The sequence below is a fragment of the Candidatus Krumholzibacteriota bacterium genome (assembly GCA_034520215.1).
Classification (GTDB): Bacteria; Krumholzibacteriota; Krumholzibacteriia; order Krumholzibacteriales; family WJIX01; genus JAGHBT01.
The window spans coordinates 653,882-670,733 of the sequence record JAXHNR010000002.1 but is presented as its reverse complement, the minus strand read 5'-3'; the positions used below and the strand labels follow the sequence as shown (position 1 = coordinate 670,733).

Below are 16,852 nucleotides of genomic sequence, written 5' to 3'. Positions count from 1 at the left end.
AAATATCAATCAGCCGCCTTAAATAACGTTGATGGACTTATTCCAGTTGTTTTTCCCTGTAACTAATTCTCAATCCAAAATTTAGTGGATTCACTGCTGCCAGATATATTCCAGAAGAACAGTGCCGACGGCACCCAGGCTCTCCTTTGAGCATTTATCGGGGGTATCCTCTAGGGTATGCCAATATGGATAATCAAAATCTATAAGATCAACCGCCGGTATTCCCTTTTTTATAAAAGGCAGGTGATCATCAAGAATTGAAACCCCATTTTCATCCCTGAACTGTGAAATATCCAATCTACGGGCAATTGAATATATTTCTTCGAGAAGCCGCGCTGAAAAGTCTCTTGAAAAACCCTCTTTTCTGATTTCAACATCTTTCTCGCCAATCATATCAACTATTATTACAGAATAAGGACGATATCCCTTCATATGAGAAGCAAAATAAGAAGATCCAAGTATATAGTCTTCAGAAACACCTTCCCTTCCGTAATCCTCTCCGTCAAAAAAAACGATATCTACTCCGATTGGAGGATTTGACTTTCCAAGCTGCCTCGCTATTTCAAGCAGCACGGCAACGCCGCTGGCTCCGTCATTAGCTCCGATAATCGGTTTGTCGCGATTTGAGGGGTCGGGATCACGGTCCGCGAAGGGCCTGGTATCATAATGCGCCCCCAGCAAGATTCTTTTTCTGCTGCCGGTATTGAAATTGCCTATTATATTTACCAGCTTCAATGTATCGCCTGAAGTTAAGACTCCGTCAAAGGGCTGCACTGAAACATTGCCGCCGAATTTCTCCAACTTAGAGACAAGATACCTCTGCAGTATCTTATGCTCCTTCGTCCCCGGCGCCCGCGGGCCAATTTCACATTGATCCAAAAGGAATTCAAATGCCTTGTCTTTGTTGAATTCCGGTAACTCTGATGAGGAACATCCATACCCAAAGACAGCGATAGATACAAAAAGCAATACCGGCAGGAAAATATAAAATTTAGAATTCAATGTTAGCTGTCGCATGAACACCAACCTGCTGATGAATATAACCGTAAATTCCGCCCGATGAACGGGAATAATTCATCGATAAATTCCCAGTTACAGCCTGGCTGAATCCATAGGTAAACATAGGCGCCACCTTCAACGTGGACATTTTGGGATTGTTATAACTTTCCTTCTCAGAATATGATATGTTGAGATTCGAAGTCAATTTACTTTTGAATTTTATCTTCTTGCCTCCGATAAACGGAAGTGGAAAGCCGAATCCCTCCTTGCCGCTGAAATCATATTTAAGGTTAATGCTGGCTGCCCATGTTCTATCCCACATCTCCTGATTTTTCACATTCCTGTTTTCCTGGGAATAACTCATCGATATCGTTGAATAAAGACTGTTTTTCCACATGAGAGTCCAGTTTGGAGAAACCTTATAAGATGTCTTTTCATAGGTTTCACTAACTGAAAACCTGCGTGTAAAATTTACGTTAAGCATGCTGGATTCTATAAATTTCTCTATAATCCCCCATTTTTCGAGGCCTGTCCAGCTGACGCCGATCTTCGGCCACAGTAGATCCGTGGTCTCTCTCTCCCGGCCGTTTGTTTCTTTGAAATCGCCGGTTAGACGGTACCCTATATCAAGATTTACATCAGAAGTTACTTCAACCTTTGTGTCCATATTCAGAGAAAGCCTGTTTGTCAATGATACCGGAACTTTTTCTTCCTCCCCGTCACTTCCCAAAGCTCCGCTGTAATCGGTTATTCCCAATTGATAACCAACCGCCGCGCGCTCATAAAGATGCTGGTAGGAAGTTCTTTTTGTTAGATCGAGCCTGGCGTTAACGGGACTTACTCTTCCAATCAGACCGAGAAATTTCTTTACTATGATTAGTTTATCCTTATTTTCACCTTCCTCTTCTTCACTCTTGCCCGGTTCGGACACGGATTCATCTTTCCTCTCCACCCCCCCGCTGGAATTCCGCCTGGTTATTGGAAGAAGTTTCAGATAGTCTGTTTCTGAATCAGTTTCTACGGGGAAAGTGTCGAACTCAAATAAAAATCTCCTTTCCTCCTCAGTCAAATTTCTTCTTAGATATTTCTCCTCTATCAAAATAATAAAATCCACTTTACTTTTTTCTTCATCCTTCTCTTCAGATTCGACAATCTTCTTCTTTTCTTCCTTCTCGCCGAAATGCTCAATATATCCTTTGAAATCATTTGCGTAACTGCCGACATCAAAATCCAGATTGATATTTATCGATCTATTAGAGGTGACATTCCTCGTTCCGGGAGGGTCCCCGGCTCTTCTTACACCGCTGAGGTTTTCCGAATAACCGGTCTTGTACTGAAACGAGGGACTGAACTCGGAGAGAATGGGGATTTTGTTTCTAGGTCTGAAATCAATCGACATACTCTGATTGAAATTTCTCAGCATCCCGATAGGGACGCCGTGAAAATCATGATCCACGCCCATATCACGGCTTTCACTCCTCTGGTAACCTATTTTTACTGACTCGAAGGGATCATAGGACATTGAAAGATCATTAGACCAATCACAATCGTAAGTAGAGGGTCTTCTGCCCGACTCTGAATAGGAATTACGCGTGACTCTGCTTGCCCTTGAATTTATTGATATGTTAGTAAGCCAGTAACGCCATTTTAACCCGAATAAGTCGACCGTTCTATCTTTCCCGAACTGAAGACTATAATTCATCGTCCCGCTCATAGACCAGGATGTATCACTTGAGATTGGTGTGTAGCTCGATTTTTTAGAATAATTATAACCCAAATTCAAATTATCGAAGAAATGTTTCATAATGAAATTCGAAGACCCGTTCCTGCTGAGTTTCAAATTAAACCCATAACTTTTCGAAGCACTCACAAGGCTGTCACGTACAGAATCATCGGTAATTTCCACATCGCTCTGAGTCATATATTTAGGCTTTGAGACCCTGCTGTTATAACGTAAGGACACCGGAATATTAAATCCTCCCGTGGGAATAAAATGCTCCAGCTTACTGTTTCCTGATAAAGACAGAGATGTTCTGCTGACTCCACTTCCCCTCTTCTGCTGCAGGGAGCGGAATTCAGGCCCGCTCCTCTCCCAATTACCATTCAAGGAGAAAATGCCGCCCCCCAGATTGGCAGAAAAAGTGGTTCTGGCGGCAAAATCAATATCTTTCCGCACATCAGTTAAAGTTATATCGTTCAGCATAAACCTTGTTTCCGTAATTACTTCGTCTGTTCTATTTCTGAGCCCCACATAAAAACGACGGACTTTGAATAAAGAAGGTTTTCCCTTCAGTCTGCCCCAGTATTTCTTTCCTGTTGAACGGCTGTCCTCAATCAGTCCTTCCACAAAATTGCCGGACGCGCCGATCTTCAAATTCGTCAGGTCACTCAAGTTAACGAAAACGTGATTCCAACCGACTGGCGTGAGGTAATCAATGGGAACCCCTATTTCGTAATAATTGAGACTGTCATAGGCGATCTGGAGAAAGAACTCCACACTGTCAGCTGGGTCACTTACTATCTTGCTGTCCAGATGATAATAGAATTCAATGCCCTTATACTGCCCGAAGTTTTTCCCGTCTCCGTAGAATCTTTTTGAAAACTGAAATGATGTGCTGTCGGCAAAATTCTCAACTTCAAAAGTAAGAGATTGTTCTCTGATATCAATCCCATCTTCCTCTTCTACGTCATACGGCGACTGGTAAAGTGAAGGGTTGTCTTTATTATTCATCGTTCCCGCCTTCACCCTCATCCCCGGGGCGGAACCAACCGGCAGTATACTCCCCTTCAGATCACGAATATTGTCATAACGCCATTTGTTCCCCACAAACTTCAGACCGGCAAGTTCCAGTGTATGCTGATCTCCTCCCGTTTGTACTGAATCTACATTTTCAACCCATATTCTCATTTGTTCAATGGCATCCAGCCGCGGCTTCATTCCAAACAGCTCCGCTTTTGACAGATCGATACGGTACATTCTCCAGGATTTACTTCCTTCTATCCCATTAAAATCCCTTTTGACATCGATCATAGCCGAATCGGCCAGATTAAACTTTAGTGAATAATAATTATTCTTAGTGTCAAGTCTGTTGTTGCCGTTCATATCTTCACTGTCATGAAAGGAATTTTTCACGCGCGAATTTATCCACTCGTAAACTCCTTTTTCCTCATTATAGTGTGACTCGTCAAACGCGGTCGGGTAAATACGGTTCTGGTTGTCTCCCGTGAAACCAAAATCATTTTCCATCGCTGTCCAGTTATAGGGGTTTTCATCATTTAACAGGTTTTCATACGGTAAATAATAGTCTTCATCTATCTCACCGAAATCAATATGAACAGTTCCGCCTCTTAAAGCCTCATCTTCAGTGAAATCATTTACCCAAATTTCCAGATACTGAGCGTTGGAAAGATCCAGCCCCCCCATAAACCCTGACATTATGCCGCTCCATTGATTTTCCGGTGATCCATCCGTGTTAATTGTCTTTAGGAAGAGTGATGTTACTCTTGTATTTTCCCTGTCATCGATCTGGGGATTCAGATCCTTTTTACTTGTTACAAGATGTTCCTGCTCATCGGTTGTCGCGGGATTATACCAATAAAATTCGACATCCTGAGGGACGGGAGCAAGAGTGTCATTCGGGTTTTCCGGATGAAGGGGAGGAGAAGCCGGTTTCCATACGTTACGTACTAAAGTAAGCCTGTTACTATCCTCTATCCCTTCCATATTATCAATATAGGCATTTCCTTTAGTGTTGGGGTTAGGGATGCTGAGCGCCACCTCGCCGCCAACGTTCAATTGACTTTCCTTATCTGTATCGACTCTCGGCAATAAATTAACCAGGGAAGTCATCCAGGAAGGTCTGAAGACAAAACTTCCGTTAATATCAGCCGCCATGTTTCTGCTCGGCTCTTCACCCAGATTCGGTTTATACCGGCTCGCGCCGCTTGAATTGTAAAGAAATGCCGCGTTCAGACGCGCGTCGGGGGAAATATCGTAATTCGCTCCTATCCCGATCAAAGAGCTCTTCCCTCCCCCCACCAGGGGTTCTTTCTGATAGTCAATATTGATCTTAGCGCCCGGATCACTCTGAAGTGTGTTGAGAGCCTCTCCCTTGAGAGTTACTATACCCGACATATAATCAATTTCATAATCGGTCCCCTTCGAGAATTTCACGCCTCCAATCCGAACAACTTCACTGCCTTCAATTATATTAAAGGCATTAAGCCGAATCGTTTTCTGTCCGCTTGAACCTTCTATTACGATATCATAGTAATGCGGCGGGGGTTCATTGGGGGTTATCAGATCATCGTATATAGATGTATTCCGGGTGAGAGATGTGTCAACTACAGCCGCCACTGAATCTGATAAATAGCTCCTTAAAACAGCTTCAGGTGTTTTGAATGGTTCATCCCAGGGAAACATTAAGAAACCATTTCTGTAATCTATAACACCCTGGCGGTCATCCACTCTGCCGTCGGGATTTTTCTGTCCCGTTACATCGTACTGATCTAATCCGAAGATCCGGAGATAGCTGATCTGGGTTTCTTCATGAATATCCCTGCTCCCCTGTATTTTTTCCACACTTTCAATTGTTACTTTCAGACTTCCTTTACTGATGTTGCTCATATTAAGCGAGTATATGTTTCTCATCATCATGTTCCAGGTAGAAGGAAAGTCCGATTGTGCGGGACTGAAATCAGCTTTTTGCGGGCAAATTAACTCCGCTTTAAAAGTTAAATGATCATCCGGGGGCCTGTCTCCTCCGTAATTTTCAAAGCCGGCTCCGTAATCGCCTATTGTATCGCCCTCGTTATTAATATATCTGACAGCAAGAGCCTTATCGTTCGGAAGGGGACGGTTTAGATATATCCCCATATATTTTATCCCTTCATCTTCATTGTAATAATCCTGAATCAGTTGATAATCCTCGCCTTCAGTGAGCACCCTGTACCAGGAACCCCAGGCCGTAACTGTTGTATCGATTCCGTCATTGCCCGAATCGGGATAAGCTTCGAGGTAACATCTCGGTTCGTCCCCGGTCCATTCAACGGCCGGGTTTAGTTCGATAAAGACTTCCAGACTGTCTTCAGCGTCTATTTTGGGATAAACTCTGCCGGTATTTGAAAAATCAGAGCCGGGATTTTCCAGATAGAAAAACTGACGTTTTATAAAACCATAATCCGCGATCACGTTTTCACTGCTCTGACCTCCGCCTGACGAAAATGTGCCGGAGGCAGTTTCTCCCTTTTCCTTACTCGCGATCAGCGTCAGATCCACCGGCCCGACCTGACCCTTAACCTTCACTCCGAACAAGCCCTTAGCGGATCCTGAATAACGAATCATCTGGGCTCCCCGCAGAGTCATGTCGGTGTCTCCCATTTCAATCAACTTTATAATATCATCCTCAAAACCCTGATAATGCACTCTTACCTGATTGACAGACTGCATTCCATCCCCCTGACTCGAATGGTTTATCGCGACTCTTATCTTCTCTCCGATAGTTCCATGAAGATTGACTGACAATTTCTGCTGCATATCAAGGTCGGGGAATTTCTGCGGTTCCGGCATACCTTCGGTTCGAGGACAGTTGCTGCACCATCTCGAATCACCTCCAATTGTAATCTCTTCCCTTCCTGAAATAGAGAGATTCGTCTCTTCACCTTCGCCAATAAACCACTCTATCTGTTTAGGAAGATCGATTGGTATATCAATATCCAGCATTCCGCTTTTATGACTTTCTTCTCTGTCTATACCGAGATTGTATAGAATATTCTCTTTCCAAACCTCACGGAAAGCCCTATCTCCCAAATATTCAGCTCTTTCCTTCAGTGAATAGATATTAATATCGATCCCCGGAATTTTCATATCTCTCTGAGAATAATAAATAAATCCCCTTTTTCTCCTCTCTCTGCTGATAAAGGAATAGTCATTAGGAACGCTGAACTCAAAGAACAGCCCGGTCCCTTCATCATATTCTCTGATCAGTTTTGTGGGTTCTTCGGCTTCTTTAATAAATGATCTTCTCCTGCTGAGTCCGAGTTTCATGTAATCAAGGGGCAATTCTCCCTTCTCAATTTCGTGTAAATAAACTTCGGTCTTTTCACGCATTTCGAGCAAATCCACTTCCAGCGATTGTGCCGTAAGCTCATAGGGACAGATAAAAAGCAGGATAAAAGAAACGGTGAGAATCCAGGCGGGGACAAATCTGTTTTTTGTTCGATAATGAATTTTGAATTTATCGATAACAATCAATTTATACTCTCAGACGAAATCGTTCAGAAAAAGCTACATCCCGGGAACTAATTATGTTAAATTACATTTACTATACTAATTACCATGGACATACCCACAATCAAAGGCAGGCGATACAGTGTCCATAAATGAATACAGATTACCCCTGTGCTGTCCACAAAAATATACACACTATTTTCACCCTCGCCGACTGACCAAGTCACGGCAATGTGGAAAATGGACACCCAGAGGCGGTCTTATTTTATCATTGAAAAGGGGGTCGTCTATACCGTTCAAACCCCTTTATCAATTTTCACAAACAAAAATTAACAGCTTTTTACTAAACCGTGTAACTGTATGAAAATGAATACAATAGACAAATACGTGCTTAAAAACCATATCGTTCCATACCTCTTCGGATTTTCTATAATCACCTTTATCTTCATAATGGACTTCCTCTACCGTTATCTCGATCTGTTCATCGGCAAAGGGATTAATTTCCTGGTAGCGATGGAGTTCTTCATACTCAGTTTAGGACATATGTTCGCATTAATTATACCAATGTCGGTCATGCCGGCTACCTTGATGGCATTCGGACAGCTAGCCTCAGATAATGAAATAACCGCGATGAAATCCAGCGGTATTTCTCTATATAGAATAATTTTGCCCGTACTTATAGCTTCGCTGATACTTACCGGAGGACTTGTATATTTCAATAATTATATACTCCCTGAAAGTAACCACAAATTACTCGGTTTGATGATCGATATTGGAAAAATGAAACCAACTATGAATATTAAAGAAAATATTTTTTGTGAATCAATTGAAGATTACACACTTCTCATCCAGGAAAAGAACGATAAAACCGGATTGATAAAGGGGGTGCAGATATTCCAGTTGAACAAGGAAGGAATCCCCATTATAACTGTCGCTGAAAAGGGGAAGATGAAATATATCAAGAGAAAGAATCTACTCCAGTTCGAGCTCGAAAACGGAGAAATACACAAAATGCCCAATCCGGATGATGTATCTACATACCGTAAGACTCATTTCGAACATTATACTCTCAGCATTCAGGATTCAGATAGAGATCTCAACAGAACGAAACGAAATTACCGCGGCGACAGAGAAATGAATATAGCTATGATGAAAGCGAGGATAAGAGAAATAAACACAGAGATCAACAGAAGTCTGACAAGAATGAACAAAACAGCGCTGACACCTATCCAGAATACATTTAACAGTATCTTTACGCAAGGATCAGACTCAGCCTCAACTGATATTTCAAAAAGGGTTAGAGGCACTGAAATATACTCCGGGTCTGATACAGAAAACCGCTCCGAGACGATTGGATCAATCCAGAAGATTCTAAAGAAAATAAAGAATGAAATCAAGATTATGGAAGCAAAACGGAGCCAGATTGCGCGTTATAAAGTTGAAATACACAAGAAATACTCTATTGCCTTCAGCTGCACGATTTTCATTCTCATCGGCGCTCCCCTGGCCCTTTTATCGGGGAAAAAGGGTATAACAATGGCTATTGGATTCAGTTTACTGTTCTTTGTAATATACTACATTTTCTTGATTGGGGGGGAAAAACTCGCCGACAGGCAGCACCTTGCCCCCTGGCTGGCAATGTGGCTTCCGAATATTATTTTCACCGCGATGTCAATAGGGCTTATTCATATGGTTGTAAATGAAGCAAAAACCATCAACTGGGCAAAGATCAATCTTCTGAAACAGTGGCGTAAAAAGAGGGAAAAAGCTATATTATAATTTTGATTTACGCTGTGTCCAATATCCATAAACTGGAATAATAACAATGAAAATTCATGACAAATATATTCTGTCATCATTCTGGAAAAATATCTTTCTGGGTCTACTGGCCTTTACGATTATCTACATAACTGTTGATTTCAATGAGAAAATTGACGAATTCATCGATCACAATGCCAGTATTATACAAATAGTCTCTTATTACTTTTTTGAAGCGCCGTGGATAATCCTGCTCGTTCTGCCCGTGGCGGTTCTTCTCGGTACGGTCTTTTCACTTGGAAAAATATCGCGGGACAATGAACTGACAGCTCTTATTTCCTCAGGTATTCCGCTTATAAGATTAGCAATGCCGCTACTAATATCGGCATTCTTGATATCTGTTTCTTCAATAGCTTTTAATGAAATTGTCGTGCCCCGGTCAAACCACAGAGCCGAAGAGATAATGCGCGTTGACATACAAAAAAGTAAAAACAGAAGCTCTTCAAGATTCAAAAACAATATTCATTATCAGGGTAAAAACGGAATGACATACTACGCTGAAAAATACGACACTAAAATGAAAGCCCTCACAAATTTGATTGTTCAGGAATATGACGGTCCGCATTTGAAAACCAGGATAGACGCCAAGAAAGGATTCTGGAACGGATCAGAATGGATATTCATAGACGGGGTTTTAAGATCGTTCTCAGGTAATGAGGAAACGACAAAGCAATTTAGCCGCCTGCCGATGCCCAAGCTCGATGTAAAACCGAACGACCTGAAAAAGGAAGAAATGGAACCCGAAGAAATGAATTTCGTTCAGCTTAGAAAATATATCGACAAAATCAAACGCCAGGGAGGATCATTCAATAAATACAGAGTAGATCTTTATTTTAAATTCAGTTTCCCCTTTACAAGTCTGCTATTTACTATAATCGGCATTGCCCTTTCAGCCAGTAAAAGAAAACCTTCTATGGCTACAGGTTTTGGATTGACTCTGCTCATCAGCTTCTCCTACTACGGAATACTCAGGCTGGGTCAGGCATTAGGTAAGAGCGGTGTAATACATCCTTTAATAGGCGCGTGGGCCGGAAACATTATATTTCTCGTGCTTGGAATATTCTTGCTCTATAAAGCAAATAAATAGCCGTCGCAGGAAATGTAAGGCCTGGAGTTTCCCCAATTTTTATAACCTATAAGGTAGTCGATGATTTGTAACAGTATGCGGCTGATTGATATTTTCAAAATCGTTGTCGATTTCCCCGGCGAGGAAATCGCTGGCTCTGCACCTCGGGCTCGCTCTTTCTGCCCCTTCGGGTCAGAAATCCTTGCCCGCTCGCCCTCCGGAGGGTTTTGAAAATATCATTCAGCCGCACTCATCAGCAATGAAAACCCTATTCCACTTACCAACCCTAATAACTTATTGTATCTCGCAATGTTAGTAAAATACTTGCCGGATTTTCAGAGGAAACTCCTGCAAATATTTTTCCCTTTAATATGATTATGTTGAAATCAGCGGCAATCCGGCTATATATCTTTGCAAAATTCTCTCAAATTCTATATTTTATAACCAATCAGTTACTACGGGATGGTAAGGATAAAATGAAGCAGAAAAATTTCATAATAGCCGCGGCCGTGATTTTACTCTCTATTCTCACCTCTAATACCGCGGCCGCCGAAGATTTCGACGGAGAAAACAAATTGATAGAACGCCTCGCGCCGTTCGAGAAAAAAATCTACTACGGCCTCCAGTATTTATTTAATAAATACCAGAAGAAAGAATTCCTCTCTATGGAAAGTGTCGCGGGCAGAACAAAGTGGAGGAAGAAATTCTGGATATACAAAGATCCTACTCCCACAACTGAAAAAAACGAACGTAAAATAGAACATGAAGCCAGAGTCAAACTGGCCGGAAAGCTTTTCGGAATGGAGAAACCGCCGGGCTGGGATAAGAGAGGGGAAACATTAATACGGTTCGGAATGCCCTCGAGCAGAACAAAAGTACCCGGGGAGGTGGGATTCTATAGAATGACCCCTCCCGGCGAAATATGGTATTACAAGAAACTGGATATGTTGATTCCCTTTCAGAATTTCAACCTCAACGGCGTGTTCATTTACGCCATCGAGCATTACGGAGAAAGCTCCAGACAAACCCTGGACAGACTGCGAAGGATGAAACAATTTTACAACCTCAGGAGTATTGAGGAATTGATGTTCACAAGACCGGAAGATGTAATTAATGTAATTGAATTTAATCCGGACGATATTGACTATATAGCCGATCAGGATATCAGGGCTAAGAAAGCAAGGGATCTTATCGCGGCGATTGAAAATCGCAAAATGATCAAATCAAAACGTAATTTTTATAAATATCTTCAGGACAACCCTACAATCTACTCTTTCGAAGTAAATCAGGAAAAGCTTCCCGTCTATTTCGATATAACAAAATTTAAAGACGGAGCAAATTCCGTAGAAACTAAAATAAACTTTGAAATTCCTTCCAGTGAGATACGCTTCATAAAGAAGGAGGGGGAATTGAGGGGTGAAGTCCTGCTCAGCGCTCTTGTCAGAGATATAAATATGAAAAAGGTCAGCTCCGGGCATGACACAATAAGGGTAGCTCAACCCGGACTCAGTAAATTCTCGGGGCCCGGGCATCTTCCCGGACAAATCGTTATGAGTCTAAACCCGGGCTATTATCGAATCGGCCTGGAGGCAAAAGACACTTCATCAGACCACAGGGGCGTCTACAACACAACTGCTCAAATAGACCCGATGGACAACCGTCTGGCTATGAGTGATATCCAGCTGGCCTCCGTTATCAGAAAAGCGAATAATCAGACAAAATTCACAAGGGGCGGCTTGCAGATCATTCCACACCCGCTGCACGCGTACAGAATCCCTTACCCGCTTACATTTTATTTCGAAATTTACGGCCTGGAGACAAACAGTGATGATCTGGCATTCTATTCAGTGGATTATAAAATAACTCCGCTCGGCAAAAGACGGAAAGGTCCTATACTGGAAGAAGTGCCTACTGCCATCTCCTCCAAATTCGAGAGAAAAGGGAAAGGGTCAAAACAGATACAGAGACTCGAGATCGCCACGGATAATCTCTGGAACGGAACGTTTGAACTCACAGTCAGCGTAATGGACAGGCAGACGAGAGAGACGATTCATAAAAGAGCAAGATTCTCCGTCCTGGAGTAGATCAGGTTCCAAATTTCCAGCTGGAAAGATATTTCTTCTGTTTTGGAGTCAATTCATCGATACCGCATCCGAGAGCGTCGAGTTTCAGCTCCGCGATATTTCTGTCAATATCTTCAGGTACGGGATACACCCTGTTTTCCAGCTTTTTATAAACCTTCGTAAGATACTCAGCGGAAAGCGACTGATTGGCAAAACTCATATCCATTACTGAAGCTGGATGTCCCTCAGCGGCCGCGAGATTTATAAGCCGTCCTTCCGCCAGAACATTTATCCTCTTCCCGTCATCCATAGTGTACTGCTGAAGATTTTCGCGTATCCTCTTTTTGTCCGAGGAGTTTTCAGCCAGATCATCCAGATCTATCTCAACATTAAAATGTCCTGAATTCGCCACAATAGCGCCGTCCTTCATTTTCCTGAAATGCTCGAGACGGATTACCGAAATATCACCGGTAAGCGTCACAAAGATATCACCGTATTCCGCGGCCTTCATCGACGGCACGACATTGTATCCGTCCATTACAGCCTCAAGAGCCTTTACAGGATCAACTTCAACGATTGATACTTTAGCGCCCATCCCTCGAGCTCTCATTGCGACTCCTCTTCCGCACCATCCATAACCGAAAACAACGAAATCAGTGCCGGCGAGAAGAACGTTTGTCGCCCTTATAATACCGTCGATGGTACTCTGCCCTGTGCCGTACCGGTTGTCAAAAAAGTGTTTTGTGAGAGCGTCATTAACGGCGATTATAGGATAGGCAAGAACCTTGTCGGCCTGCATACTTCTCAATCTTATCACACCCGTAGTAGTCTCTTCGGAACCGCCTATAATGTTCTCTAGAAGTTCACGTCTCTCCTTGTGAAGTGTGCTGACAAGATCAGCGCCGTCGTCCATTGTGATATGCGGCTTTTTATCAAGTACTGAATTAATATGATCGTAATATTTGACGTTATCTTCGCCGTGTACGGCAAAGACGGAAATCCCGTAGTCATCTACAAGAGAAGCTGCTACATCATCCTGCGTGCTGAGAGGATTAGACGCGCATAGAGCGGCCTCGGCTCCACCGGCTTTGAGGGTGCGCATCAGGTTCGCCGTTTCTGTTGTAACGTGGAGACAGGCTGAAATCCTAATTCCGTCAAGCGGTTTCTCTTTTTCAAACCGCTCACGAATCATACGCAGAACCGGCATATTGCTGTCGGCCCATTCAATCCTTGCCTTGCCGCCCGGGGCAAGCTTGAGATCCTTGCAATCGTATTTCATAAAAAATCCTTTCCAAACTAAACGTATTAAATATTCTAAATTCTTGACTTCAATTTATCTACAAAATCAAGTTTCTCCCATGTAAAATCCTCGTCTATACGGCCGAAATGCCCGAATGCCGCGGTTTTTCTGTAAATGCTCCTTTTCAGATTCAACCGTTCTATAATACCGACTGGAGTAAGGTCAAAAAGATCAGAGACAATGCTGCCAAGTTTTTCATCATCGATTTTACCTGTTCCGTAAGTATTAACCATTACAGAGACAGGATCTTTCTTCCCTATAGCGTATGCCAGCTGTACTTCACATTCATCCGCGATATCCGCTCCCACGATATTCTTCGCGATATGCCTGGCGGCGTACGAAGCCGATCTGTCAACCTTCGTCGGATCCTTTCCGGAAAAGGCTCCGCCGCCATGGCTTCCGAACCCGCCGTAAGTATCAACGATTATTTTTCTTCCCGTTAATCCGGTGTCAGCCATTGGCCCGCCCTTAACGAATTTTCCCGTCGGGTTAACCCATGTTTTATAATCATCTTTCTTTATATCAAACTTCGAAATAACCGGCTTAATTACAAATTTCTCAAGATCACTCTCCATTTTACTGATCGTAACATCTTCGTCGTGCTGTACAGAGATAACAACAGTATCGATCCTTCTTGGAACTTTATCCTTATATTCAATTGTTACCTGTGATTTTCCGTCGGGTCTCAGATAATCAAGAGTCCCGTCTTTTCTTACCTCCGAAACCTTCCTTACCAGCTTATGCGCTATTTGAATAGGAAGAGGCATAAGAACATCGGTCTGCCTGCAAGCGTATCCGAACATCATTCCCTGATCACCCGCGCCGCCGGTATCTACACCCTGAGCTATATCCTCAGACTGCTCTTCGATTGATGTCACTACTGCTGACGTCTGGAACGCGAAACCAAGTTCCGGTTTTGTATAACCTATATCCCTGACTATTCCTCTAACTATACTGGGGATATCAATATAGGCTTTCTCAGTGTGAATTTCGCCGCTTAAAAAGGCCATACCAGTAGTTACAAGTGTTTCGCATGCTACTCTCCCGTCAGGATCCTGATCAAGAATGGCATCTAAAATTCCGTCTGATATCTGATCTGCCACCTTGTCCGGATGTCCTTCTGTTACCGATTCTGATGTAAATAGATGTTTGCCTCGGTTCATTATATCCTCCTGATTGTAAAGGTATTTATCTAAATCTCTTCAAAATTAACTCATTTTTACCGTTAGAATTAAGCTGACAGCAGCTGATTAGACACGCAATCTGAAATTCGCTCTGCCTCTATGAAGAGGCTATATCTCTAATCAACTCCCTATTTCTTCAAATTTAGACTGGAATTATTTCCAATATTAACACTCTTCCTGCTTCCGGCGACCTCCGCCATAGAACCTATAACACTGTCAGCTAAAATAATATCCTGAAGACGGCAGCCGTCATTCAATATTGAATTTTCTACCAGCGAATTAGTAATCTCACAATCCGGCGAAATAGAAACATACGGTCCTATTATCGATTTTTCGATCTTACAGCGCTCGTCAATCCAGCATGGAGGAATAATTATCGATCCTTCCCTTTTCTGTTTATTATCACCTTTTTCCAGCAGCGCGCGGTTGGTTGCCAGAAGTGTCTCTATCTTACCGCAGTCATACCAATCGCCAATCCGGTACGGTTTGAACTGCTCGCCTTCGTCAATCATAAGCGCGAGAGCGTCTGTTATCTGATACTCCCCTTTGGTCTTGATATCTTTATCTACAATGGCCCGGCAAGCTCTGTAAAGCCCCGCTGAGTCTTTGAAATAATAAAGTCCCACGATAGCGAGATTACTTTTCGGCTTATCCGGTTTTTCCTCTATGCGGGTTATTATTCCATCAGATATTTCAGCAATTCCGAAACGGGCCGGATCGTCAACTTTCCTCACGCCCAGAACATTATCCCCCTCCAGAGGTATTTTTGAAAAATCAGCCTCTATTATCGTATCTCCCAGGATAATTATCAATTCGGAGTTATCGGCGTGTTGTCTCGTGAGGCTTACCGCGTGAGCAATACCCTTCTGCTCCTCCTGAACAACGAAATTAGTTTTAATATCGTACTCGCCTGTAATATATTCACGGATCATCTCTCCCTTATACCCGATAATAGGGATAAGTTCCGTAACTCCCATATCCAGAAGATGATCGATTATATGCCCCAGAATCGGACGGCCGGCAACACTAATAAGAGCCTTGGGAACCGCGTGTGTATGCGGGCGAAGGCGCTTTCCTATTCCCGCAACGGGGATAACCGCTTTCATAATTCTCCTATCTTTAAAAATTTCTTTATTTTTTCTATCTTCCCAACCGGCGTCGGATCAACACCTCTGCCAACAGCCAGATAAAGACTTATAAAATCGCCGAGCGCCAGCATGGAAAGAAGACGTTCAAGTCTGCCGGGGGAATCATTTCCATACCAGCTGCTGCCGATCATTACCGCTTCCCCGGTCGATTTTGCGAGCATTGAATAAGCCGCATCCATACGCTTCCGTACACCGGGGTGATCATCGCTGTCAGTTAAAAAAATAAAAAACAGGTTCTTCATTATCTCCTCTGAACATTCCCATCCCATAACTTCATTGTGCACAAGCTCCGGGAATATGTTCGAGTACGCGGCAATCTTGCTATTTTCATTAAACTGGCACTTCCACCTGTATGATATCCCCTCAAGCAGTCCGTCTCCCGCGTAAATAACAGGCATCTTATCACATAATTTCTTTGATAATTCAAACGCCGGGTTGTCCCGCGCATTACTTTCCGGAGTGAGTTTTTTTATTACAAGTTCTATTCTTTCAGTAAGAAGGTTTAATTCTTCTCCGGTAATTTCATATACCCCCCAGTTAACCATTAAATGAAGCAGTGTGGTAAAGAGCAGACCAATTGCCGCCCTCGGGGGAAGTCCTTCCCGCACCTTCATCATGCTGACATTACGCTTAGCCGCTTCTCCGGCCAGCTCTCCTCCCGAAGTAATCACACCTGTATTACAACCACGCTCCGCGGCGTCGCCAAACAGCTTCAATACCTCTTCAGTATTTCCGCTGTAGCTGATACATATAACAGTCGCGTCAGATCCGACATGAGGAGGCAGTAAATATCCTCTTTCAACCTGTACGGGAAAATCGCATTCTCTCTTGATTAGATCCCGAATTAAGAAAGCGCCAATTGCCGACCCGCCCATACCGCAGATAACCAGCGGGTTGGGCCCCGAGGGGCGGGGAAGAATAAAATCCCCGGACATCTTCCATGCCTCACGGATATGATCCGGCAGCGAGAGAATATTCTCCAGCATTCCGGATCTGTCATATTTGTTAAACCTATCTTTTATATTCATTGCAATCTACCTATAAC

Annotated in this window: 9 protein-coding genes; 3 read left to right on the top strand and 6 right to left on the bottom strand. The window is 43.1% G+C overall.

The window, feature by feature from the left end:
* Window positions 1-90: 90 nt before the first annotated feature.
* Window positions 91-1,002, bottom strand: coding sequence for a M28 family peptidase (locus U5O15_09570; protein MDZ7860891.1), 912 nt, complete (start codon window positions 1,000-1,002; stop codon window positions 91-93).
* Window positions 992-7,252: a cell surface protein SprA gene (gene sprA, locus U5O15_09565; protein ID MDZ7860890.1), complete on the bottom strand. Its 6,261-nt coding sequence runs from the start codon at window positions 7,250-7,252 to the stop codon at window positions 992-994. Before sprA ends, U5O15_09570 begins: the two co-directional genes overlap by 11 nt.
* A 336-nt stretch (window positions 7,253-7,588) precedes the next feature.
* Between sprA and U5O15_09560 the strand changes: the two genes are divergently transcribed.
* The 3 genes from U5O15_09560 to U5O15_09550 all read left to right on the top strand — a co-directional run bounded on the left by U5O15_09560 (window position 7,589) and on the right by U5O15_09550 (window position 12,196).
* Complete coding sequence (locus U5O15_09560) at window positions 7,589-9,007, top strand: LptF/LptG family permease (GenBank protein MDZ7860889.1); 1,419 nt, start codon at window positions 7,589-7,591, stop codon at window positions 9,005-9,007.
* Between the two features lie 46 nt (window positions 9,008-9,053).
* Window positions 9,054-10,133 (top strand): LPS export ABC transporter permease LptG, encoded by a 1,080-nt coding sequence (gene lptG, locus U5O15_09555; protein MDZ7860888.1) that lies wholly within the window; start codon window positions 9,054-9,056, stop codon window positions 10,131-10,133.
* Window positions 10,134-10,588: 455 nt separating this feature from the next.
* The gene (locus U5O15_09550; GenBank protein ID MDZ7860887.1) at window positions 10,589-12,196 is read left to right on the top strand and encodes a GWxTD domain-containing protein; all 1,608 of its coding nucleotides are present in this window, start codon (window positions 10,589-10,591) and stop codon (window positions 12,194-12,196) included.
* A 1-nt stretch (window position 12,197) separates the two neighbouring features.
* Here U5O15_09550 and U5O15_09545 read toward each other — a convergent pair whose 3' ends face one another.
* The 4 genes from U5O15_09545 to U5O15_09530 form a co-directional block, all read right to left on the bottom strand.
* A complete protein-coding gene (locus U5O15_09545; protein ID MDZ7860886.1) occupies window positions 12,198-13,454 on the bottom strand; it encodes an adenosylhomocysteinase in 1,257 nt (418 codons plus the stop codon).
* Between the two features lie 35 nt (window positions 13,455-13,489).
* Entirely contained in the window at window positions 13,490-14,638 is a 1,149-nt protein-coding gene (metK, locus tag U5O15_09540; protein MDZ7860885.1) for a methionine adenosyltransferase, read from the bottom strand.
* Between the two features lie 149 nt (window positions 14,639-14,787).
* On the bottom strand, window positions 14,788-15,765 hold the full coding sequence (locus tag U5O15_09535; GenBank protein MDZ7860884.1) for a sugar phosphate nucleotidyltransferase: 978 nt from the start codon (window positions 15,763-15,765) through the stop codon (window positions 14,788-14,790).
* Window positions 15,762-16,835 (bottom strand): bifunctional phosphoglucose/phosphomannose isomerase, encoded by a 1,074-nt coding sequence (locus U5O15_09530; protein MDZ7860883.1) that lies wholly within the window; start codon window positions 16,833-16,835, stop codon window positions 15,762-15,764. Before U5O15_09530 ends, U5O15_09535 begins: the two co-directional genes overlap by 4 nt.
* Window positions 16,836-16,852: the final 17 nt, after the last annotated feature.